Origin of the sequence: Agreia sp. Leaf335 (assembly GCF_001423605.1) — a bacterium.
GTDB lineage: Bacteria > Actinomycetota > Actinomycetes > Actinomycetales > Microbacteriaceae > Agreia.
The window spans coordinates 346,311-366,688 of record NZ_LMOQ01000001.1 but is presented as its reverse complement, the minus strand read 5'-3'; the positions used below and the strand labels follow the sequence as shown (position 1 = coordinate 366,688).

General features: G+C 67.7%; 22 protein-coding genes. 9 read left to right on the top strand and 13 right to left on the bottom strand.

The features are described 5' to 3' along the window. Positions 1-101: 101 nt before the first annotated feature. From ASF79_RS01855 to ASF79_RS01840, 4 genes are all read right to left on the bottom strand, one after another. Entirely contained in the window at positions 102-977 is an 876-nt protein-coding gene (locus tag ASF79_RS01855; RefSeq protein WP_055851286.1) for a hypothetical protein, read from the bottom strand. A 123-nt stretch (positions 978-1,100) separates the two neighbouring features. Next, a complete protein-coding gene (locus ASF79_RS01850; RefSeq protein ID WP_235500661.1) occupies positions 1,101-2,930 on the bottom strand; it encodes a choice-of-anchor G family protein in 1,830 nt (609 codons plus the stop codon). A 685-nt stretch (positions 2,931-3,615) separates the two neighbouring features. After that, entirely contained in the window at positions 3,616-4,359 is a 744-nt protein-coding gene (locus ASF79_RS17630) for a signal peptidase I (RefSeq protein ID WP_055851279.1), read from the bottom strand. Positions 4,360-4,399: 40 nt separating this feature from the next. Continuing rightward, positions 4,400-5,152 (bottom strand): SipW-dependent-type signal peptide-containing protein, encoded by a 753-nt coding sequence (locus ASF79_RS01840; protein ID WP_055851275.1) that lies wholly within the window; start codon positions 5,150-5,152, stop codon positions 4,400-4,402. A gap of 272 nt (positions 5,153-5,424) precedes the next feature. On the opposite strand from ASF79_RS01840, the gene ASF79_RS01835 reads away from it, so the two are divergent. Both ASF79_RS01835 and ASF79_RS01830 read left to right on the top strand, forming a co-directional pair. Further along, on the top strand, positions 5,425-6,618 hold the full coding sequence (locus ASF79_RS01835) for an SGNH/GDSL hydrolase family protein (protein ID WP_055851272.1): 1,194 nt from the start codon (positions 5,425-5,427) through the stop codon (positions 6,616-6,618). 40 nt (positions 6,619-6,658) lie between these two features. Then, positions 6,659-7,108: an SseB family protein gene (locus ASF79_RS01830; protein ID WP_162239053.1), complete on the top strand. Its 450-nt coding sequence runs from the start codon at positions 6,659-6,661 to the stop codon at positions 7,106-7,108. 111 nt (positions 7,109-7,219) lie between these two features. Here ASF79_RS01830 and ASF79_RS01825 read toward each other — a convergent pair whose 3' ends face one another. Beyond that, on the bottom strand, positions 7,220-8,038 hold the full coding sequence (locus ASF79_RS01825) for an SGNH/GDSL hydrolase family protein (RefSeq protein ID WP_156366126.1): 819 nt from the start codon (positions 8,036-8,038) through the stop codon (positions 7,220-7,222). 21 nt (positions 8,039-8,059) lie between these two features. Next, positions 8,060-8,749: an endonuclease/exonuclease/phosphatase family protein gene (locus ASF79_RS01820; RefSeq protein WP_055776302.1), complete on the bottom strand. Its 690-nt coding sequence runs from the start codon at positions 8,747-8,749 to the stop codon at positions 8,060-8,062. Positions 8,750-8,913: 164 nt separating this feature from the next. On the opposite strand from ASF79_RS01820, the gene ASF79_RS01815 reads away from it, so the two are divergent. Next, positions 8,914-9,924 (top strand): LLM class flavin-dependent oxidoreductase, encoded by a 1,011-nt coding sequence (locus tag ASF79_RS01815; protein ID WP_200933514.1) that lies wholly within the window; start codon positions 8,914-8,916, stop codon positions 9,922-9,924. 160 nt (positions 9,925-10,084) lie between these two features. On the opposite strand, the gene ASF79_RS01810 is transcribed toward ASF79_RS01815, so the two are convergent. Next, on the bottom strand, positions 10,085-10,381 hold the full coding sequence (locus ASF79_RS01810; protein WP_055851258.1) for a hypothetical protein: 297 nt from the start codon (positions 10,379-10,381) through the stop codon (positions 10,085-10,087). A gap of 59 nt (positions 10,382-10,440) precedes the next feature. Then, positions 10,441-11,001: a dihydrofolate reductase family protein gene (locus ASF79_RS01805; RefSeq protein WP_055851255.1), complete on the bottom strand. Its 561-nt coding sequence runs from the start codon at positions 10,999-11,001 to the stop codon at positions 10,441-10,443. 93 nt (positions 11,002-11,094) lie between these two features. Between ASF79_RS01805 and ASF79_RS01800 the strand changes: the two genes are divergently transcribed. Then, the gene (locus ASF79_RS01800; protein ID WP_055851252.1) at positions 11,095-11,379 is read left to right on the top strand and encodes a DUF1905 domain-containing protein; all 285 of its coding nucleotides are present in this window, start codon (positions 11,095-11,097) and stop codon (positions 11,377-11,379) included. Positions 11,380-11,424: 45 nt separating this feature from the next. Here the strand turns inward: ASF79_RS01800 and ASF79_RS01795 are convergent, their stop codons facing one another. Both ASF79_RS01795 and ASF79_RS01790 read right to left on the bottom strand, forming a co-directional pair. Beyond that, entirely contained in the window at positions 11,425-11,799 is a 375-nt protein-coding gene (locus ASF79_RS01795) for a VOC family protein (RefSeq protein ID WP_055851249.1), read from the bottom strand. Positions 11,800-11,868: 69 nt separating this feature from the next. Beyond that, entirely contained in the window at positions 11,869-12,312 is a 444-nt protein-coding gene (locus tag ASF79_RS01790) for an SRPBCC family protein (protein WP_055851246.1), read from the bottom strand. A gap of 70 nt (positions 12,313-12,382) precedes the next feature. Between ASF79_RS01790 and ASF79_RS01785 the strand changes: the two genes are divergently transcribed. The 3 genes from ASF79_RS01785 (at position 12,383) to ASF79_RS01775 (ending at position 15,926) form a co-directional block, all read left to right on the top strand. Continuing rightward, positions 12,383-13,318 carry a linear amide C-N hydrolase gene (locus ASF79_RS01785; protein ID WP_055851242.1) on the top strand — a complete coding sequence of 312 codons (936 nt, stop codon included), beginning with the start codon at positions 12,383-12,385 and terminating at the stop codon, positions 13,316-13,318. Between the two features lie 129 nt (positions 13,319-13,447). Then, on the top strand, positions 13,448-14,467 hold the full coding sequence (locus tag ASF79_RS01780) for an SDR family oxidoreductase (protein WP_055851240.1): 1,020 nt from the start codon (positions 13,448-13,450) through the stop codon (positions 14,465-14,467). Positions 14,468-14,477: 10 nt separating this feature from the next. Next, the gene (locus ASF79_RS01775) at positions 14,478-15,926 is read left to right on the top strand and encodes a phytoene desaturase family protein (RefSeq protein WP_055851237.1); all 1,449 of its coding nucleotides are present in this window, start codon (positions 14,478-14,480) and stop codon (positions 15,924-15,926) included. Between the two features lie 27 nt (positions 15,927-15,953). Here the strand turns inward: ASF79_RS01775 and ASF79_RS01770 are convergent, their stop codons facing one another. Next, positions 15,954-16,664 carry a hypothetical protein gene (locus ASF79_RS01770; RefSeq protein ID WP_055851234.1) on the bottom strand — a complete coding sequence of 237 codons (711 nt, stop codon included), beginning with the start codon at positions 16,662-16,664 and terminating at the stop codon, positions 15,954-15,956. Between the two features lie 170 nt (positions 16,665-16,834). Between ASF79_RS01770 and ASF79_RS01765 the strand changes: the two genes are divergently transcribed. Beyond that, positions 16,835-18,019: a M20/M25/M40 family metallo-hydrolase gene (locus ASF79_RS01765; protein WP_055852983.1), complete on the top strand. Its 1,185-nt coding sequence runs from the start codon at positions 16,835-16,837 to the stop codon at positions 18,017-18,019. 10 nt (positions 18,020-18,029) lie between these two features. On the opposite strand, the gene ASF79_RS01760 is transcribed toward ASF79_RS01765, so the two are convergent. Next, complete coding sequence (locus ASF79_RS01760; RefSeq protein ID WP_055851232.1) at positions 18,030-18,611, bottom strand: TetR/AcrR family transcriptional regulator; 582 nt, start codon at positions 18,609-18,611, stop codon at positions 18,030-18,032. Between the two features lie 96 nt (positions 18,612-18,707). Here ASF79_RS01760 and ASF79_RS01755 point away from each other — a divergent pair, with 96 nt between their 5' ends. Further along, entirely contained in the window at positions 18,708-19,622 is a 915-nt protein-coding gene (locus ASF79_RS01755) for an SDR family NAD(P)-dependent oxidoreductase (protein ID WP_055851229.1), read from the top strand. A gap of 59 nt (positions 19,623-19,681) precedes the next feature. Here ASF79_RS01755 and ASF79_RS01750 read toward each other — a convergent pair whose 3' ends face one another. Continuing rightward, positions 19,682-20,371, bottom strand: coding sequence for an SOS response-associated peptidase (locus ASF79_RS01750; RefSeq protein ID WP_055851226.1), 690 nt, complete (start codon positions 20,369-20,371; stop codon positions 19,682-19,684). Between the last annotated feature and the right edge of the window lie 7 nt (positions 20,372-20,378).

Sequence of the window (20,378 nt, the reverse complement as noted above, 5' to 3'; positions counted from 1 at the left end):
TGTCGAGCGATTCGTGCTCCGTTAGCTCACTCGCCGACTCGACGCGAAGGGTAAGTGTCCCTAGTTAACCCGGCCGACGGCGAGAGGCCCGCGCCGCTCGGTCAGCCCAGGCGGTCGAGGCGGTCCTGCGCCTGCTTTGCCCTCTTCTTGGCCTGCACCTCGGCGCGCTCCGCGGCCTTTCTGTCTCGCTCCCCCACCTGGATGTCGTGGTAGACGCGCGCCAGATCCGACTCCACGCCGCGCAGCTGCTCCTCTATATCGGTGCGCTCCGTCTCGAGCTCCGCGCGGCGGCTAGCGAGGTCGGCCAGGTCGTTCGCCAGGTCGGTCACCGACTGATGCGCGGTGGTCACGTCGTCGAGCGCACTCCACGCCGCATCCTCGGCGGCCTTGCGCTCCCGCTCGCTCGCCTCGGGGTCGGCCGCGGATGCCTTCGGTCGCGCCGCCCGGGTGCGTCGCCCCGCCGAGACTCCCTCGGGCGGCAACGCGGCCGCGCCGTCGAGCCGCACCGGCTCCCACCCCGTGACCGCGAGCCCGCGCACCAGAAGCCCGTCGCGCACGAGCGCAGCGGCATCCGGGTCTGTCATCGCCGCCTGCAGGGTCTGCGAGACCTCGATCATCGCGGAGCCGCTGAGGGTGACGTCGGCGGCGTCGGCGAGTTCGCGCGTGCGGCCGGATGCGCGAGACAACGCCTTCTGCCGCTCTGCCCCGAGCGAGCGCAGGGCCACCGGATCGCGGTCGTCCTGCGCCTCGCGCAGCCGCTCGCCGAGCTCGAGCAGCTCGTCGAAGAGCGCCGCGTCTTCTCGCACGAGCGCGCTGACCGCCCACGCCGGGGCCTGCGCCCGGGGCAAGCGCTTGATCGCTGCGGCATCCGATCGCTGCGACGCGTCGCGCGCGGCCTGATTGCGGGCGGCGGTGAACTCGGCGGGCGGCAACTCGTAGAGGGCTCTTGCCACGCGCCGCAGGTCACTCGAGGTCATTCCTCTATGTTCGCTTATCGGCGCAGCTCGCGGGCAGGGGGTCGTGTTTGTGCCCGAATACCTCCATGTGTCGAAGGGGGCTTCGACGGAATGGAGGTATTCGGGCACAGTCGTGGCGGGCTCCTAGCGGGGGGAGCTGGTTCCCACCGACGACCGGGCCAGGTCGAGCTGCACCGTGGTGCCCACCGCGGTGAGCCGCAACGCGGCCACGTCGTACTGCCCCGTCGACTGCGTCGCCGCATCCGGGCCCGGAACCGACCAGGCCGGCTCGGGGTTCGCGTTCGCCGGGTCGGGGCTGTTCTGTGCGTTCGCGGTCAACGACAGCAGGGCGTCCTCTCCGAAGAGGCCCCGCGTGGCGTTGGCCACGAGGGTGATCACCGGGGCGGTGAGCGCAAGGAGCGCCGCACTGGTCGTCGACACCACGCTCGTGGGCCCGGTGAAGAGCGCCGCGTTGAGGGCGGTACCCAGGGCCTTGGCCACGTTGCTGGTCAATCCACCGGTGAGCGAATTGAGCAGCAGACAGAGAGCGGCCGTGGCAAGACCGCCGCACGCCGCGCCTCCCGCGAGGGCGATCGACGAGGTCACGACCGGCGATCCGGTCAGGAGCGTGTTGAGCGAGACCTGCGGAATCGTCAGCGTGATCGACGCTACCGCCGGCCCCGTGCCCTGCAGCACGTTCACGACGACCTTGCCCGACACCGTCAGAGCGGCGAGCGAGGCCTGAATAGCGCTGTTCAGATCGTCGACGTAGTTGCTGAGAGCCTGCGTCGTCGCGGCGGTGAGCGCGTTGATGACGGCGTCGTTGATGAGCAGCTGCGTGTTGGGGTCGAGCCCGTTGATCCCGTTCGTTCCGTACGCCGCCCCGAGCAGTCCGTCGAGGTCGACGCCGATCTGCCCCGTGGCGAGATCGATCGATACGATGCCCGCGTCGTCGGAGATGGTGTCGTCGAGCAGGGCGTTTACGGCGGTCAGATCGAGATTCACCGAGAGCTGACTGATCGAGACCGACCCGAGCCCCAGACCGAGCGTGCCCAGCAGAGCGGTGAGCGAGGTGGTCAGGCCGCTCGTCAGAGATGTCAGCACCCCGGCGTTGCCCGCGAGGCCCTCCACCCTGCCGTCGAGTCCGTTGATGACTCCCGTGGTGCCGGTGACGAGGGTGCCGACCGTCGGCGAGGTCAGGTTCAGGTCGACCCCGGCCACGGCGTACTCGCGCTGCAGCGACGAGAGGATCGAGCCCGTCCAGCTCGCGGCACACGCGTCGAGAGTCGCACTCGAGGCCACGGCGCCCACCTCGAGCGAGGCGTCGGCGAGGCCGGCGATCTGCGCGCTCAGATCCTGCCCCAGCGCCGACTGCACGATCTCGCTCAACTGCAGAGTGGCGAAGGTGGGCGGGTTCGGGCCCGGTTGGCTCGCCGTGGTCTGGATGGCTCCGCTGTTGGACACCGCGCCGGCCGCACCAGTCGAGGTTCCATCCGCGTTGACCTGCACGTAGCTGTTGTCGACACCGAGGTCGACATTCAGTGGAAGCAGGAGGAGGTCGCCGAGGCTGACCTGCAGAGCGTCGAGAGCCGTGACCGTGAGCGGATTCGCGTAGGCGTTCTCACCCAGCGAGTTCGACTGCGGCGGCGGCGGCGCGATCGAGACACCGGATGCGTCGTTCACTCCGCTGATGCCATCGAGCTCGGCGAGGTCGTCGAGGTCGATGCCTGCCAGGCTTCCGCCCAGCAGCTTGCCCGACGCCCGCGTGGTGAACGGCGAACCGTCTGGGCCGCAATCGAGCGTGCCCACGGTCGCCGAATCCCACTCGGCGTCGAGCCACGCGGCATCCGTCGGTGCAGCCTGAATCGAGGTGCCCACCCCGACGGTGATGGCGACCACCCCGGCGAGAGCGCCGATGAGGCGCCGCGTCGTCGAGCGCGAGAGGGTGCGGCGGGTGGTGCTGCGCGGGGTCATGACTCGCTCCTTCGGGGGGGTGAGGGTTCGGCGGTAGCGCACGATCATGCCGAGCGCGATGGCGCCGGAGCCGATGAGAACAACGGCGAGCGCATCGAGTCCGGTGTTGGCGAGTCCGCCTCTGCCACCCGCTCCCGCGCTGCCCGGCGTCTGCGAGCCAGGCGGTTGCGTGCCGGGGGTCGTGGGAGTCGTCGGAATAGCGTCGTCACCCTCGGCGAGAACGTTGAAGGCGAAGTCGCCCTCGAGCCCCATGAGGCTCTCGTCGCGACTGAACGAGACGTCCGGCATCCGCACCTCGACGAGGATGTAGCGGGGGCTGCCCGCCTCGAGCGTGCCGAGGTCGAACCGCACTTCGCCCCCGGTTTCGGTGCCCGGGTCGACAGACATGATCGCCTGCGGGTTGTCGGGGCAGACGGGGTCTGGCGGATCGAACGAGACCGGCTCTGCCGGCATGCCCGACCACTCTTCGTCACAGAACCCGATGTCCATCGAGACCCCGTTGGGGTGAGCCATCAGCTCTCCGCCGGAGTACATCTCGAGGGCGAGGCGAGCTGTCGGAGCGTTCTCGAGGCTCACCTCGATCTGCCCGAAGGCGACATCACCGGGGCTCATGTCGAGGAACTCGAGCGGATCGGGTGACTCGCTGAGGTTCAGATAGCCGGGGGCGCCGGGTTGCGGGTCGGGATCACCCGGCAGAGTGAGAGCCGCGGATGCCCGGGCTGAGACGAGCGCGATGCCCGCCACCATGAGCAGTACGGCGAAGACCATGGCGAGCGCTGTCGCGGCTCGGCGTCTGGCGGATGCGGGTTGAACGCGCATGGCGTCTCTCACCTCTTTGTGGTTCGGTGGTGCGGGATGTCTGGGTGCGGGGCCAGAAGGCCCATAAGACAAGGGCGCCGGCCCCGAGAGTCACGGCGACCAGAGTGATCGGGCTTCCGATCGCGTCGCTGACGGTCTGTCCTCCGGCGACGGAACCGAGAATGACCTTTCCCGTCTTCACGTGATACGGAAAGAGATCGGGGATCGTGTTGGCGTCGCCCTGCATCGAGACGATGCGACCGGTCGGCACGTTCGGGTCGGGCTCGATGCCGATGATGCGGTGGGTGATCGGCAGTCGTTCCCCTCCTCGTTGAAGGGTGACGACCTGCCCGATCTCGAGCTCGGATGCCGGGACCTCTCGCACCAGGGCCAGTGAGCCCGTCGGAATCGTCGGGGCCATGGATCCGGTGGCGAAGGTCACGAGTGAGAATCCGAAGAACAGTGTCGCGATGCCCCAGGCGATGGCGGCGAGGCCGGCCAGCCCGGCGAGCGCCAGCGCCGCATCCCGGATTCGCGTGACGACGGTCGCGAGCCGTCTCGGGCGACGAGACCCACCGTGTGCATGGGGATGTTCACGGTGGGTCCCGCGGATCTCGGCGACTCGGCTCATCGATTCGCCTTCCGCTCGTCAGCCTCGAGGGTGGTGCCGGTTAGTCGAGCTCGGAGGCCGAGACGAACTGCCAGGCGGGAGCGACTGTTCGACCTTGGAGGGTGTCAGCGGCGTCATCCGGCAGCGAGATCTCGAAGCAGTAGTTGAGCTGGTTGCCCGAGTCTGCTGTCAGAGCGTTGACCGTGGTCCCGGCGGTGCTGAGTGCTGCCGAGGTCGTGGCGCTTCCGACGACATACGTCGCGGTCGCTCCGAACGCGGCGTCGGTGCACGCAGCCGGAGCCGCATCCCGTGCGGTGGTGGCGACGACGACGCGAAGCTGCAGAGCACCCGCGAGCAAAGCGTCGGGGTCGACCGTGGGAATGTTGGTTGCGCTGACCGCTCCGCTCAAGCGCACGCTCGGTGCTGCCACCGAACCGTCTGCCGTGCTGAGCGACACCGGGGCGTAGACCGAGTCACCCGGGGTGAGGCTGAGTGCGCCCGGGGTGAAGGTGAGCGATCCACCGGGGTTGCCCTCCTCGTCGATCCACTCGTCGGCCGCGAACGGCGACGACGTGTTCTGCTGCACCTCGAAGGCGCTGGTTCCGACACCCGGCGTTCCCGGGCCTCCGTTCGCTCCGGCCGTTCCACCGACGACCCATTCCGAGTCGTTCCACACGGCCAGTGTGACCGTGGCTCCGACGCCCAGCACGAGGCCGGCCGCGAGAACCGCGAAGGCCTTCTGCTTCCTGGAACGCTTCGTGAGTGACGGTGCGACCGGAGACTCCGGTGCGTCGAACTCTGATGTCTGTGACATGACTGATCTCCCCAAATGTGATGAAGCCGCCCCTGTTGTGGCCTCTGAGGGTTGAACGATGACATGAGAGGAACTCACGATGGGGCTCGAAAGAGCTCTTCACGTAGTCGCGCGGGCCGAGTCGAGTAGTGCCGGCAACGGGGCGGTAGCGGGCAGCTTCGGCGACGGTAGCGGGCCAGTACGCGCCCCGTAGCGAGGGTCGGTAGTGCCCGCAGAAAGAGTGGGTAGAGACAGCGTGACAACCCGTAGTATGTGCGCAGGAGGTTTCCACTATGACGTCACACACCACTGCCACGCGCTCTCGCGCCCGCTTCTTCACCGCTCGCTTCATCGGCGCCGCCGTCGTCGCCGGCGCACTCGTCACGGGCTCGGTGCTCACGGCTTCGGTCGCCTCCGCAGCTCCTGCCCCGGGTGTTCCCGAGGTGACCGCGGGTCTCGACTACGTGGCGCTCGGCGACTCCTACTCGGCGGGCCTGGGGCTCACGCCGTCGACCGGACTGCCCACCCCCGAGTGCGGCCAGAGTGCGGTCAACTTTCCCCACCAGGTGGCCACCGCCTACGCGCTGAACCTCACCGACGTCACGTGCTCCGGCGCCGAGACCGGCGACATCACCGTCGACAGCCAATTCGGCAACATCTCTCCTCAGATCGCCGCGCTCAGCGCCGACACCGATGTCGTGACGCTCACGATCGGCGGAAACGACCTCGGGTTCACCGACGTGATCCAGACGTGCCTGGCGCAGACCGCCGACGGCCCGTTGCTCTTCCCCACTCAGGATGGCGTATTCCTGCCCAACTGCAACGCGGGCTACGCCGCGCAGGGCGTGGACTCGCTCGCGCTGAAGATCTCCGCTCAGGTCGCTCCGTCTTTGGCCAGCACGTACGCCGCCATCGCCGCCGCGGCCCCCAACGCCAAGGTGTTCGTGGTCGGCTACCCCAGCATCTTCCCCGCCACCATTCCGGCGGCCGGCTGCTTCACCACACTCGGCAGCGCTCCCAGCACCTTCCCGTTCACCACGGTCGACACGGCGTACCTGCACTCCGTCGAGGTCAAGCTGGATGCCGCCATCCAGAGCGCCACCCAGACAGCGGGCTTCACCTACGTTCCGTCGTTCGCCTCGAGCTTCGGCCACGACGCCTGCGTGACCGATGGAACCGCCTACGTCAACGGCGTCCTCCTCGGCGACGGCGGCCTGCAGCCAGGAACGCTGCACCCGAACACCCTGGGCGCCACGCTCCTCACCGACTCGGTGAGCACCGCTCTCGACGCCGCGTTCCCGGCCCCGATCGTCGTGCCGACGCCGCCGACCCCGCCCGTCGCATCCGGACCCGCGGCGGTGACGCCGAAGCCCGCCCTGGCGAACACGGGCCTCGACGGCGGACTCGTCTCGGGAGGGCTCGCGCTCGCGGTGCTGCTTCTCGTAGGTGGCGCTGCCGTGACCGTGGCGCGACGCAAGGCCGCCTAGCCCCGACTGCGAGCTTCGGCACCGTCGATAGGCTGGAGTGGTGACAGACTCCAGTGCCTCCGACGACGCCGACTTCGATGCCCGACTCGCGGCGGACACCGTGCACAACGAGCTCGAGCAGTCGCTTCTCGACGGCATCCGGGGCGAGGTGCGTCAGACGGTCTTCATCTCGGCGTTCCTCACGACGCCCGTCTTCGCGCTGAGCCGCACCGAGACATCCGGCGAGGCCGCCGAGGGATTCAGCCCCCTCGTGCTCAGCACCGTGGGCGGCGCGCCGATGCTGCCGCTCTTCACGGACCTGGCGCGGGTTCCGGGCGACTATCTCGAGATCGCCCCGCACACGGTGGCCCTCACCGGAGGGCGCTTCGTAGCCAGCGTCGCCGACGAGGTGGGCATCGTGGTGAACCCGGGGCATCCGATCGGCTTCGAGTTGTCGCCGGGCGCCCTCGCGGCGATCAGGCGCGACTTCGCCGAGTCGCAGCAGGGCTGAGCGGCCGCCGCCGCCGCGCATCCGCGCCTGTTCGGTCTATCCGCGCCCGGTCGTCCGGCAGCGCATGCGCCGAACCGGAGCGGATACCCTGCGACAGGCTCACGGAGCGGACTACGGCAGCTCCGCCAGCTGGCCAACGCGTCCGGCCAGGATTCCGGGCAGCTGCGCGAGCACCTCGTTCGCCTGCCGGGTCGCGCCGGTCAGATTCGCGTGTTTGCCGTCGTCTGAGGTGCCCGCCTGCCACCGGCCACCGGTGTCGGCGACCGGGGTGTAGACATCCAGAACCGCGATGCCGGACTGCTGGGCCGCCGCGGCCAGCAGCCGATTGAGTTCGATCACCTCGGCACCGACCTGGCTCGACGGCGGCACGAGAACAGCGATCGGGGTCGATCCCCGGTCGCGCACGCCCGACCACAGGGCCTGGATGTCTGACGCGGCTCGGGTGGGCGAACTTCCGGCGAGAAGGTCGTTGGTTCCGGCCTGCACGAGCACGTAGCCGCCCTGGGCTCCGGCCGCCGCCTCGTCGAGACCGGATGCGATGGTGTCGGCCACCGCGCCGGGTTGCGATGCGAAGGCCCCCATCGAGACCCCGCCGATGGCGTTCGCCTCGACGGTCTGCCGCCACCACGATGCGGCGAAGTAGGCGTGCGAGTCGCTGAGTACCGAGAGCGGGACGACCGACTGAGGAGCGGCCGGGGTCTCCGAAGGTGGCGGCGTCGAAACGGTCGGGGCCGCTCCCACGACCAGGGTCCGCTCCCCCGCGCCGGTGAAGCCGGCGTGCAGGCCTGTGGCGAGCGCCGGCCAGAGTGCGATCAGCGCAGCGATCACGACAGTGCGCCAGAACGGCCCCCGTGCCGCGCGCTGCGACGCCTGGCGGGCAGCAGAGCGGGAGCTCGGCGGGCGGCGCGGCTCAACGGAAGAGTCGCTCACGGCCGAATAGTCGGTCTGCGGCTAGTCGCCGACGACCTCGGCCATGTCATACTCGGCCTTCACCAGAATCGGCAGGTGGTCGGAGTCGCCCTGCGGAAGGGTCTTGACCTCGTCGATGCGGAAGCCGTTCGAGGTGACGAAGTCGAAGTGACCGCGCACCCACTTGTAGCGCAGGTAGGTGACGCTGTCGCTGAGCGACAGCTCGTAGCCCGAGTCCTTGATTCCGGCGCGCAGCTTGTTCTGGAACAGCGGGTAGTTGAAGTCGCCCACCATCAGGATCGGAATGTCGACGCCGATGCGCTGCAGCTCTTCGTGGGCCGCGGTGATCTGGGTTCGACGCAGAGAATTGGATGCCGTGAGCGGCGCGGCGTGGAACGATGCGGCGACGAAAGAACGGTCGGTCTGGCGATCGAGAAGCCGGGCGCCGAGGAGGCGCTGGGTTCCGGGTGACATCACCCGGTCGTGCATGGACTTCTTGAGCGTGAACGTGGTGCTGTCTTCGACAGAGAAACGCTCAGCGCGGTAGTAGAGCGCGAGACCCAGGCGGTTCTCTGTGGTGGCGTGCGACATGGTCAGGTGCCCCATGGTCGACGGCAGCGACGCCGTGTCGGCCTCTTGCACGCAGAAGATGTCTACATCGAAGTCATCTGTCAGGGCGGCGAGTTCGCCACTGGCGCTGTTGTTCCGCAGGTTGTAACTCAAAACGCGCATTCCGGATGGTCCTCTCGCAGTTCTGCTAGACGACAGACTATTCGTCACGGGCTGGGATTTGGATCGGTTGCGGCTGTGCCTTTCATTGTTTACGTCGTCTTAATCCGTGGGTTCAGTGCACACGGGAACGGAATACAGCTCGGCTTTCATGCGTTTACATCGACATGAAGAAAATCGGGTTCCTCTCGTTCGGCCACTGGCAGCCCATCCCCGGGTCGCTGACGCGCACCGCCGCCGACGCGCACCTGCAGATGATCGAGCTGGCGGTCGCAGCAGAAGAGATCGGCGTCGATGGCGCCTACATGCGCGTGCACCACTTCGCGCGCCAGTTCGCCTCGCCCTTCCCCCTGCTCTCGGCCATGGCAGCCCGCACCTCGAAGATCGAACTGGGTACGGGCGTGATCGACATGCGCTACGAGAACCCGCTCTATATGGCCGAGGAGGCGGCGACCGCCGACCTCATCTCGGGCGGCAGGCTGCAGCTCGGCGTCAGCCGGGGATCACCCGAGACGGCGCTCCGCGGCTCCGAGTCGTTCGGCTTCGTTCCGCAAGACGGCACGACGGATGCCGATCTGGCCCGTGCGCACACCGAGCTGTTCCGCGCGGCCATCACCGATGCGGGAGTCGCCATGAGCAACCCGCAGATGACGGGCGTGAGCCAGCCCCTCGGCATCCTGCCCCAGTCGCCCGGTCTGGCCGACCGCATCTGGTGGGGTTCGGGCACACGCGCCACCGCTGTCTCGACGGCAGAGCAGGGCATGAACCTGATGAGCTCGACGCTGCTCTCGGAAGACACCGGGGTGCCCTTCGGGGACCTGCAGGCCGAACAGATCGCGCTCTATCGCGCGGCATGGAAGGACGCCGGCTGGGAACGCGAGCCGCGCGTGTCGGTGAGCCGCAGCATCCTGCCCATCACCACGGATCAGGACCGCGCCTACTTCGGCGACATGAGCCGAGACCGCGAAGACCAGGTGGGCTACCTCGACAACGGCATCGCGCGCTTCGGCAAGAGCTACGTGGGCGAGCCCGACGCGATCGTGAAGGAGCTGCTCGATGACGCCGCCGTGCGCGACGCCGACACCGTGCTCGTGACGATTCCGAACCAGTTGGGTGTCGACTACAACGCGCACCTGCTCGAGACGATCGTGAAGGACATCCTGCCCGCGCTGAACTAGGGTTCGCCGCCGAGTGTGACTCCAGGTCGCAGATTCGAGCCCACCCGAGTGTGCAATTTCGGTCGGTCGTGGGCCTCAGCACCGACACAAAGTGCACATTCGAGCGAGCGCGACTCCAGGTCGCAGATTCGAGGAGGCCTGTCGCGGCTAGACGTGCTTGTCAGTCGAACGGAGGCGTTCCGGTGACGACGCCTCCGTAGGGCCACTGAACCCAGTCATCGAAGCGGCCCTCTGTGAAGGCGCGCGACGCCAGCATGTCGGCCTCCTGAAAGTCGCGCTCAGCGTCTCGAGAGACACCGAGAGTCGGCCGCAGGTCATCGAGTCCAACGGTCACGACGTGTCCGGGCTCAACGAAGACTTCGAAGAGCATCGGCCGGCCGTACTTCAGGATGCCGAGGAAGATCTTTCGTTCCTGCACCTGGCGAAACCATTTCGGCCGTTCGATCTGATGGCTCATGCCTCCATTTTCGTCCACGGCGCAGTGGACAGACAGACTCGCGACGAAGAGCCGAATACTCACCGGCGCACTCGGTAGCGAAGGTAGGCGACTCCCGAGTCGAACGAGCGGGTCTCGAGCAGTTCGAGGTCGATGCGCTGCTCGTCGCGGGCGAAGAACGGCAGCCCTCCCCCGACCAGAACGGGATAGACCCGCATGTGGTACTCGTCGATCAGGCCGAGAGTGGCGGCCTCGGCTGCGAGGGTTGCGCCGCCGATGGCGATATCGCCGTCGCCTGGCTCTGCTCGGAGTCGCGCGATCTCGTCGGCGAGGCCGGAGTCGGCGAGGCGCGCGTTGCCTCGGACTGTAGAGAGTGATCTCGAGAAGACCACCTTCGGCAGCGCATTCCAGAGCCCGAGCCACTGCTGCACCGGGGCCGCGAGCGCGGATTGGTCGACCGTCTCCCAGTAGAGCATCGCCTCATAGAGGAGCCTGCCCATGAGATGCACCCCGACCTCGCGGATCTCGTCGAGCGCGACATCGAATACCTCGTCGCTGAGACCCGGCCAGTCGAAATCACCATCGGGCCCCTGCACGAAGCCGTCGAGAGACACGCTCATCGAATAGGTCACGCGGCGCATGAGGCCTCCCGTCGTTGGGCTGTGAGCTCGATATTACGTCCGTCGAGGCCCAACCGCTCGCGCCCCAACTGGATCGTCTCGATAGTGTGAAGTATGGCTACCGACGAGGCGAGCAAGGTGGAGTTCGACGCGAAGATCGGCGTCGACGTCAAAGGCGAGACGTGGAGTTGCATCGAGATTCCCGACTCGGTGGAGCTCTTCGGAACCGGACGGAGCGTTCGCGTCGACGCGACGATCGACGGGATCGCCCTCGAGAACGTCGGGGTAATGCCCACCGGCGCGAACGGTCACATGGTGTCGTTGAGCGCCAAGGTTCGCAAAGCTCTCGGCAAGGACGTGGGCGACGAGGTGCATGCGGTGATCACTCGGCGAGCATGACCCCCGCGTAGCCCTCGGAGGAGCGCAGAAGTCCCGAGGGCGCTGCTACTTGGCCTGGCCTATGCCGAGCGCGTTGCCGTCGGGATCGATCAGATAGGCCACCCAGGCATCCCCCTGGTCGGCGATGCCATCGACCGTCTTCAGCTCGTCGGTGTCGTAGTTCTCGGGCTCGACGCCGCGGTGCTTCAACTCGTCGAGCTCGGCACGCAGGTCGAGCACCCGCCATTCCGCCTGCGTCTGCTCGTCTTTCGTGCCGACGGTCGATGCCGTCACCTTGAGACGCGTGTTTCCCGAGGCATAGGTGATGGCGGTCTCTGTGGCCTCGATCACGTCGAGGCCGAGTCGCTTCTCGTAGAACTCGCGCGAGGCATCCAGATCTTTCGAGAGAAGCACAACGTCGACGGGGTGGTCTTTCAGCATGATGGAGCCTTTCGATCGATGGTTCGGGTTCGGGGTGAGAAAGCGACAGCTCAGGCAGCGACAGCGCAGCTACTTGCCGTCGGCCTTTCCCTCGGCGATGTACGCCAGGCGGCGCAGCGTCTCGATGTTGCGCACGTAGAGTCCGATGTCGAGCAGCGCCGGCGGAATGTATTTTCCCGGCCCCGCGACGGCCTTCTCGATGATCCGCACGACGCATCCGTTGCCCCGCGGCTTCACGTCGATCTGAACCGACGCCTCGCCGATCGGCCAGCCCTTCGCGACGATGAGCATGTGCCGGGGCGGATCCCACTCGTGCATCGTGGTCTCGTCATCGATCACCGCGGGCCACGAGCCGAACGAGTGGTGCAGATGCGAGCCCTCGGCAGGCCACGCCTTCTCGACCTCGCGCATGCGCGACGATCCCACCACCCATGTCGGAAACAGCCATCCGTCGGCGAGTACGGCGAAGACGTCCTCGGGGGAACAGTCCATGAGTCTCACGTTTGTCGACATGACTCACCAGCATCCGGCATCCACGAACGGGGGTCTAGGGGTTGCGGCCCACGAGCAGTAGTGTCGGCGCATGTGCACCCGTGTCTTCTGGAATGACAACCCGATCGCCAAGGTCACCTCGCGGTGCATGGACTGGGAGGTCAGTGACGAGCCCGAGCTCTGGTTCTATCCGCGGGGCCTCGAGCGTTCGGGCGGGCCGCAGCCGGATGCCGCCCGGTGGCGATCGCTCTACTCGAGCGTCGGGCTCAGCATGTGGAACATCGGCACGTCGGACGGCATGAACGAGAAGGGCCTCGCGGCGCACGCGCTCTTTCTCGACGACATCAAGCCGCCCTTAGGAACCGACGCCCCGACGATCGTCATCGCGATGTGGGTGCAGTACGTGCTCGACCACTTCGCCACCGTCGCCGAGGTTCTCGAGCACCTCGACGACGTGCGCATCATCGCGCCGCCGATCAGGGGGCAGTACATGGGCGCGCACCTCGCACTCGAAGATCCTTCGGGAGACTCGGCGATCATCGAGCCCATCGACGGCGAGCTGGTCGTGCATCACGGGGCCGAGCACACCGTCATGGCGAACTCCCCCGGCTACGACGAGCAGCTCGCGAATCTCGCCCGCTACGCGCCGTTCGGCGGAGACCTCACTCCCCCGGGCGACATCACCTCGCTCGACCGCTTCGTGCGCGCGAGCTACTTCAGGCACTATCTGCCCGAGCCGGCGAACGTCACGGAGACGGTCGCGGGGGTGTTCCGCATCACGCAGAACGCGGCGGTTCCGCCGGGTGCGCCCTACAACGACGGAGGCGTGTATCCCACGTGGTGGCACGCGGCCAGCGACGTGACCAATCGCGTGTACTACTTCTGGTCGACGCACAGCCCCTCGGCCATCTGGGTCGACCTGGCCCAGCTCGCCGACGGCAGAGAGCTGCTCGCTCTCGACCCGCGCCGGGAGGGTCTCATCGGCGACGTGACGGCTCGACTCGCCGGCGCCGACCTCGCCTACTGATCAGGCCAGCATTCCCCCATACGCCATGCATCGAATCCTGTCGACGGGGCGACGGGGCGCACCGGGTGGGCACAGACTCGAGTGAGGCGGCTGGTATCGGCCTGCCCATCTGAAGAGCAAAGGACTGTCATGACCCGTGGAGTAGCCGTCGTCACCGGAGGAACCGCCGGACTCGGCCGTGCCATCGTGAGGGAACTCGCCGATCGAGGATGGGATGTGGCCGTGCTCGCGCGCGGCGAAGACGGTCTCGCCGGCGCCGTCTCCGATGTCACCATCCGCGGCGGTCGTGCCCTCGGCATCAGCACGGATGTCGCGGACCGCGACGCCGTCGAATCTGCGGCCGACCGCGTGGAGACCGAACTCGGCCCCATCGAGCTGTGGGTCAACGACGCGATGGTCGGCGTCTTCGGCGACTTCCTCACCACCGAGCCCGCCGACTTCGAGCGCGCGACGCAGGTGAACTACTTCGGCTTCGTCAACGGCACCCGCGCGGCACTCTCGCGCATGGTCCCCCGCGAGCGCGGCCACGTGATCCAGATCGGATCAGCGCTGGCGCACCGGGGCATCCCCCTGCAGGCGGCCTACTGCGGAGCGAAGCACGCCGTGAAGGGCTTCACCGAGTCGGTCACCACCGAGCTCATCCACGCCAAGAGCCCCGTGCGTATCTCGACCGTCGACATGCCCGCGCTCAACACGATCCAGTTCAACTGGGTCAAGTCGCAGCTGCCTCACCACCCGCAGCCCGTGCCGCCGATCTACCAGCCGGAGGTCGGGGCCAAGGCCGTGGCCGACGTCGCGGATCACCCGCGCCGCCGCACCTGGGTGGGCGAGCCCACCATCAAGACTGTGCTGGGCAACCGCTTCGTCGCGGGCTGGCTCGACAACTACCTGGCGAAGGTCGGCTACGACGGACAGCAGGCTCCCGAGAAGGTCGAGGCGATGCTGCCCAACAACCTCTACGAGCCCGCGTCGGGCGACAAGGGCGCGCGCGGAATCTTCGGCAGCGACGCGCGAAACGGAAGCCCGGCGACCTGGGCGATCGGCCACCGCAAGACGATGGCCGCGGCCGCGATCGGCCTCGGAGGTGCCGCCGTCGGCGGTGCCGTCGTTGCGGCCACCGCTGTGGTCTCCCGCTTGCGCCGGTCGTAGGCTGGGCCGCATGAGCGAAGTGGATGCGGTCGTCGTCGGCTCCGGGCCCAACGGTCTTGCCGCGGCCGTGACCCTGGCCCGTGCCGGGCTATCGGTGCGTGTCTACGAGAAGAACTCGACGATCGGCGGGGGCGCTCGCACGAAAGAGCTGACGCTTCCGGGCTTTCTGCACGACGTCTGCTCCGCCGTTCACCCCATGGCCCTGGCCTCGGGATTCTTCCAGCGCTTCGGCCTGCAGGAGCGCATCGAGCTGGTGCTTCCCGAGGTGTCGTACGGGCATCCGCTCGACGGTGGACGCGCCGGAATCGCGTACCACGACCTCGCCCGCACGGTCGCAGCTCTCGGCCGCGACGGCGCCGCGTTCCACTCACTGATGGCGCCGCTCGTGGAGCGCGCCGATCAGGTTGCGCGGCTCGCGGGCTCGAATCTGCTGATGGCTCCGCGTCAGCCCATCACGGCCGCACTCTTCGGCCTGCGGGTGCTCGAGCAGGGCCTGCCCACCTGGAACGCCCGTTTCCAGGGCGATGTCGCGCCCGCCATGCTGGCCGGAGTCGCGGCCCACGCCATCCGGCCTATGCCCAGCCCGGTCACCGCCGCGGCCGCGCTGAGCCTCGGCAGCTACGCGCACGGTCGCGGCTGGCCCGTGCCGGTCGGCGGCAGCCAGGCGATCGTGGACGCGATGGCCGACGATCTCGTGGCGCACGGCGGGCAGATCGAGACGGATGCCGGCATCCGGTCGCTCGATCAGCTGCCGTCGTCGACGGCCGTGCTCTTCGACACGACACCGCGCGCGGTGGCCGACATCGCGGGCCGACGCCTGCCCACGCTCTACACGAAGGCGCTGCGCGAGTTCAGCTACGGCAACGGCGTGGCCAAGGTCGACTTCGCCCTGTCGGGACCTGTGCCCTGGACGAACGCCGAGCTGCACAAGGCGGGCACCGTGCACGTCGGTGGAACTCGCGCCGAGATCGCCGCGTCCGAGGCCGAGGTCGCTTCGGGGCGGCACACCTCGAATCCCTACGTGCTCGTCGCGCAGCCGTCGAGCTTCGACTCGACGCGCGCGCCCGAGGGAAAGCACGTGCTCTGGGCGTACACGCACGTTCCGAAGGACTCGTCGATCGATCAGACCGAGGCCATCATCAGGCAGATCGAGCGCTTCGCCCCGGGGTTCCGCGACCTGATCCTCGGCGCGGCGAGCATGACCGCGCGCGATATGGAGAACTACAACCCGAACTACATCGGTGGCGACATCGCTGCGGGCGCCGCCACCCTGGCCCAGCTGGTGCGTCGCCCCGTGCTCTCGTTCGACCCCTGGCGCACTCCGGCGTCGGGAATCTACCTCTGCTCGTCGTCGACGCCCCCCGGCCCCGGCGTGCACGGACTCGCCGGCTGGTACGCCGCGAAGAGCGCTCTGAAGCACAGCTTCGGAATCAGGTCGACCCCGTCGCTGGCTCCCTGACCTCGAGGGCCGTGCCCTGTCGGCGGCTCAGGCCGGGATCGCGTCGAGTTCGCCGACGGCTTCGGCGGTGGGAACCGCGCCGGCGGCGGCCGCCGTGTCGTGACGCCGCAGGGTGCGGCTGATCTTGCGCACCTCGTGGCGGGCCATGCGCTCGAGCGTCGAGTCGGGGTGCGCGCGGCGCACGTCTTCGAGAGCCTCGACGGTCAGCTGGGGCCCCACCACGCGACGCAGTGCGTACATGGCCTGCTGCGCGACGTCGACGTCGTGGACGAGCTCGCGTAACACGCGCTCGGTCTCGGGGGCGCGACGGAAGCGCGGCAGTCCGAGCACGACCTGCTGCCGGTTCATGCCGTAGCCCGTGTCTGCGGCGATAGCGAGAATCACAGACGCTGCGCTCAGCGGCGCCGCGTTCACGAGCGCCTCGCCGAGTTGCCATCCGACGCGTCCGCGCCGAACCGCACCCCACTCGACGAATGACGCGTGCAACGCCTCGAACGCCACGGGCCGCGCCGCGGGGTTCTTGAGGTGCAGGGCGACGGTCTCGATGACTCCGGGATCGGTGAGCCGGGGCAGAACGTCGATCAGCACGGGCGTGGCCGCCTTGGAGTCGAACGAGGAGGTGTCGAAGTAGCGGCGGTCGTTGACGAAGCGACCGAAATCTTCTGCGCCCGCGACCGAACGGTCGGCGAGAAGACGGCGCACGAGGGCGCGCTCATCGGTGGTCGAAACGACGGACATATGAGCAGGATACATCCGATAGCTGAGGATTTATCGACACGCGTGTCTCATCACTCGATATGTCGTCGTGTCGAGAGCCCTCGGGGTCGTGTCGAGGCGGTATGCCGGCTGCTCGCGCCTTCGCGGCAACCCGTTCCACGGCGCAGCCGCCGTCGCGAGACAATGGAGTCATGAGCGAGATCGTCGACAGCCCAGGGCAGAGCACTGCAGACACCGACGAGTCCGAACTCATCTCGCTTCTGCGGCGACTCGTCGAGATCGATTCGTCGAATCCCGACCTTGGCAGCACGGGCCGCGGAGAGGCGGCCGTCGCTGATTTCATCACCGAATGGCTGGCGCCCCGTGGATGCGACATCGCACGACTCGAGGCGACGCCCGGTCGTCCGTCGATCGTGGCGACCTGGCGCGGTTCGGGCGGAGGCCGGTCGCTGATGCTCAACGGGCACATCGACACCGTCTCGCTCGACAGCTACGACGGCGACGGCCTCGCCCCGGTGATCCGCGACGGCTCGATGTTCGGTCGAGGCAGCTACGACATGAAGTCGGGAATCGCCGCCATGATGGTGGCCGCTGCCGCGGCCGCAGAGCGACCGCATCGCGGCGACATCATGCTTGCGCTCGTCGCCGACGAAGAGTTCGAGAGCGCCGGCACCGTCGAGGTACTGAAGCAGTTCACCGCAGACGGCGCCATCGTCGTCGAACCGAGCGACGGCGAGGTCACCCTCGCACACCGCGGTCTCGTGTGGCTCGACGTCGTCATCACGGGCCGTGCCGCCCACGGCTCCCGCCCCGACCTCGGCCGCGACGCGATCGTTCAAGCGGGCCGTTTTCTCGCCCGTCTCGGCAACCTGGCGTACGAGCTCACGACCCGCCCCGAGCATCCGTTTCTCGGCGCGGCCAACGTGCACGCGTCTCTCGTGCGCGGCGGCGTCGAGATGTCGAGCTACCCGGCCGAGTGCACCATCGGCATCGAGTGGCGCACGCTGCCCGGGCAGGATCTCGACACGATCGTCGGCGAGATCGACGCACTCCTGGTCGCGGTGTCGGCCGAGCATCCGGGGTTCACGTACCGCATCGTGCCGGGCCTCACTGAGCCGCCGTTCGAGGCCGACCGCTCGTCGGCCGTCGTGCGGAGCGTGCTTGCGAACGTCGAGGCCGTCACCGGCAAGCCGCCCGTTCTGCGGGGCGAGCCCTTCTGGACCGACTGCGCCCTACTGGCCGAGGCCGGCATCCCCGCGGTGCTCTTCGGAGTGACCGGGGGCGGAGCACACGCGGCCAGCGAATGGGTCGACCTGGCATCGGTCGAGACGGTCGCGAAGGTGCTCGAGCGCACCATCGACGACTTCTGCGCGTAAGAGTTCTGAGCTAGACCGCCAGCACTCCGAGGGCGTCGTTGGTAAGCGTCCCGAGATCCTCGTCGCTTTCGGCCCATCGCTCGATGACCGAGGTCAGAATGGCCGTGATCGCAGCCGCAAGGGCGTGCGCCCGTAGAGGTGTCGAGTGCGGCATCCGTTCGGCCACTAGAGTCACGAGATCATCTTGGGCTTCTCGCCCGGCCGCAAGCCAGGCGGATCGCAGAGCCGGGGCCTCGAGAATCACGCGGAGGAGTCGTCTGTGCTCGTCGATTCCGGCGGATTCGACAAATCCAGCTACAACCGCGTCGTGGAGTGACAACTCGCTTCTCTTGCGAATGTTGCTGACGAGCTGGCCCGGGCCATTCGCAAGTTCCCACGTCAACGTCTCATCTTTGCTGGCGCAATAGCGGTAGAACGTCCTCATCGAGACGCCGGCCGCCGCCGCAATCTGCGCCACCGTTGTCTCGTCGTAGCCCTGTCTTTCGAACAACCCGAGGGCCGCATCGGCGATATCTCGATAGGTGACCGCCCGACGCCGCTCGACGAGTGAGGTGCCGCGGTCGGCGCTTCCCCTGCCTGCAGCGCTCTCCATGTCCCTAGCTTATGAGTATTGTCATTCGGCACACAGCGTCATGGTGGCAGACTGTGCCATGAGGTGGATGTGCCTCGTTTTCTCGAAGGAGTGAAAATGCCTGAAGTATCTTTTGACGGCCGCGTCGCCATTGTCACCGGAGCGGGAGGCGGGCTCGGGCGGGCGCACGCCCTCGAGCTGGCAGCACGAGGGGCAAAGGTGGTCGTTAACGACCTGGGCGGTGACATCACCGGCACCAACGGCGGCACAGCCATGGCCGACCAGGTTGTCGGCGAGATCCGTGCAGCGGGCGGAGAAGCCGTCTCGAATTATGATTCCGTCGCCACCGTCGAGGGAGGCAAAGCCATCGTGCAGACGGCGCTCGACGCTTTCGGAACCGTCGACATCCTCGTCAACAACGCGGGCAACATCAAGAACGCCCCATTCAGCGATACGTCGCCCGAATCGGTGGAATCTCTCCTGGCGGTGCACGTCAAGGGAGCATTCAACGTGACGCAACCCGCCTTCGACATCATGCGCCGCAACGGCTACGGCCGAATTGTTTTCACGTCATCGGCGGCAGGCCTCTTCGGGTCGATCCATCAGGCGAACTATGCCGCCGCCAAGGGAGCCATCTACGGCCTCGCGAACGTCGTCAGCCTCGAGGGCGCGCCCTACGGCATCCTCGCGAACACCATTCTGCCCGCGGCCGAAAGCAGGATGGCCGCCGACATGAATCCGGAACAGTTCGTCGGCATGCCCACTTCTGCAGCTCACGGCGAGCCGGAGATGATTTCGGCGATGGTCGTCTATCTCGCAAGCGAGCAGAACACACACTCCCACGAGTTGTATTCGATCGCCCGCGGACGCTACGCCCGTGTATTCATGGGCGTCGCTCCAGGATGGCACGTCAAGGCCGACGAACCGGTCGCGAGCGCGGACGACGTGGCCGCGCACATTGCGCAGATCCGAGACCTCGACGGCTACGCCGTTCCGGGCTCGATGATCGAGGAATTCCGTCTCGTGCCCTGACACCGATCAGACACATCTCTCGGCCGGGCCGCTGACCTGAGGGCGATCGTCGGTCGCACTCAGGCCAGCGGCTCGATCAACTCGGGGCCGTTGTTGCGCACGCTGTTGACCTGCTTCGACACCTCGTAGTGCTCGAGCTCGTGCGCCACCTCGACCGATTCTGCGTCGAGCAGGTGCAGAAGCGCGTCGGAATCGAGGTCGGCGCCCAGCCAGTCGTCGTAGCCGTTCGGGGTGAGAAACGCCGGCATGCGGTCGTGCACCTCGCCCGGCGCGACGTGCGCGTCTCGGGTGATGATGGCCATCGAGATCACCCACCGATCGGGGTCGTCGTCGGGCTTCGACTTGTCGCGCCAGGCCGAGACGATACCGGCCATCGCGAGCGCCTGCCCGGGCGCATGGATGAAGTGCGGCTGCTTCGAGCCGTCGGGCAGGATCGTCCACTCGTAATAGCCCGCCGCCGGAACGATGCAGCGCTGCGTCTGGAACGCACGCCGGTACATGCCCGAGGTCGCGACCGTCTCGATGCGCGCGTTGATCGGCTGGGGCCGCTTCGTGAGGTCGGGGTACCAGCCGGGCACGAAGCCCCAGCGCACCGCGTCGAGCTCTCGGGGATGCTCCTTGCGCTGCCGAACGACCGCCACATCATCGGTTGGGGCCACGTTGTAGTTGTCTTCGAGGTCGGGCAGGTCGTGCATCAGGCCCGAGAGCAGGTCTGCCGAGGCCCTGGCCACCACAAATCGTCCACACATGCGTCCA

What these genes read in the sequence shown, in the direction of transcription:
- ASF79_RS17630 (WP_055851279.1), bottom strand. Translation starts at nt 4,359, where the DNA reads ATGAGCCGAGTCGCCGAGATCCGCGGGACCCACCGTGAACATCCCCAT.
- ASF79_RS01770 (WP_055851234.1), bottom strand. Translation starts at nt 16,664, where the DNA reads ATGTCCGTCGTTTCGACCACCGATGAGCGCGCCCTCGTGCGCCGTCTT.
- ASF79_RS01820 (WP_055776302.1), bottom strand. Translation starts at nt 8,749, where the DNA reads ATGCGCGTTTTGAGTTACAACCTGCGGAACAACAGCGCCAGTGGCGAA.
- ASF79_RS01850 (WP_235500661.1), bottom strand. Translation starts at nt 2,930, where the DNA reads ATGACCCCGCGCAGCACCACCCGCCGCACCCTCTCGCGCTCGACGACG.
- ASF79_RS01855 (WP_055851286.1), bottom strand. Translation starts at nt 977, where the DNA reads ATGACCTCGAGTGACCTGCGGCGCGTGGCAAGAGCCCTCTACGAGTTG.
- ASF79_RS01800 (WP_055851252.1), top strand. Translation starts at nt 11,095, where the DNA reads ATGGCTACCGACGAGGCGAGCAAGGTGGAGTTCGACGCGAAGATCGGC.
- ASF79_RS01775 (WP_055851237.1), top strand. Translation starts at nt 14,478, where the DNA reads ATGAGCGAAGTGGATGCGGTCGTCGTCGGCTCCGGGCCCAACGGTCTT.
- ASF79_RS01750 (WP_055851226.1), bottom strand. Translation starts at nt 20,371, where the DNA reads ATGTGTGGACGATTTGTGGTGGCCAGGGCCTCGGCAGACCTGCTCTCG.
- ASF79_RS01785 (WP_055851242.1), top strand. Translation starts at nt 12,383, where the DNA reads ATGTGCACCCGTGTCTTCTGGAATGACAACCCGATCGCCAAGGTCACC.
- ASF79_RS01765 (WP_055852983.1), top strand. Translation starts at nt 16,835, where the DNA reads ATGAGCGAGATCGTCGACAGCCCAGGGCAGAGCACTGCAGACACCGAC.
- ASF79_RS01760 (WP_055851232.1), bottom strand. Translation starts at nt 18,611, where the DNA reads ATGGAGAGCGCTGCAGGCAGGGGAAGCGCCGACCGCGGCACCTCACTC.
- ASF79_RS01795 (WP_055851249.1), bottom strand. Translation starts at nt 11,799, where the DNA reads ATGCTGAAAGACCACCCCGTCGACGTTGTGCTTCTCTCGAAAGATCTG.
- ASF79_RS01810 (WP_055851258.1), bottom strand. Translation starts at nt 10,381, where the DNA reads ATGAGCCATCAGATCGAACGGCCGAAATGGTTTCGCCAGGTGCAGGAA.
- ASF79_RS01780 (WP_055851240.1), top strand. Translation starts at nt 13,448, where the DNA reads ATGACCCGTGGAGTAGCCGTCGTCACCGGAGGAACCGCCGGACTCGGC.
- ASF79_RS01805 (WP_055851255.1), bottom strand. Translation starts at nt 11,001, where the DNA reads ATGCGCCGCGTGACCTATTCGATGAGCGTGTCTCTCGACGGCTTCGTG.
- ASF79_RS01815 (WP_200933514.1), top strand. Translation starts at nt 8,914, where the DNA reads ATGAAGAAAATCGGGTTCCTCTCGTTCGGCCACTGGCAGCCCATCCCC.
- ASF79_RS01790 (WP_055851246.1), bottom strand. Translation starts at nt 12,312, where the DNA reads ATGTCGACAAACGTGAGACTCATGGACTGTTCCCCCGAGGACGTCTTC.
- ASF79_RS01840 (WP_055851275.1), bottom strand. Translation starts at nt 5,152, where the DNA reads ATGTCACAGACATCAGAGTTCGACGCACCGGAGTCTCCGGTCGCACCG.
- ASF79_RS01835 (WP_055851272.1), top strand. Translation starts at nt 5,425, where the DNA reads ATGACGTCACACACCACTGCCACGCGCTCTCGCGCCCGCTTCTTCACC.
- ASF79_RS01755 (WP_055851229.1), top strand. Translation starts at nt 18,708, where the DNA reads ATGCCTGAAGTATCTTTTGACGGCCGCGTCGCCATTGTCACCGGAGCG.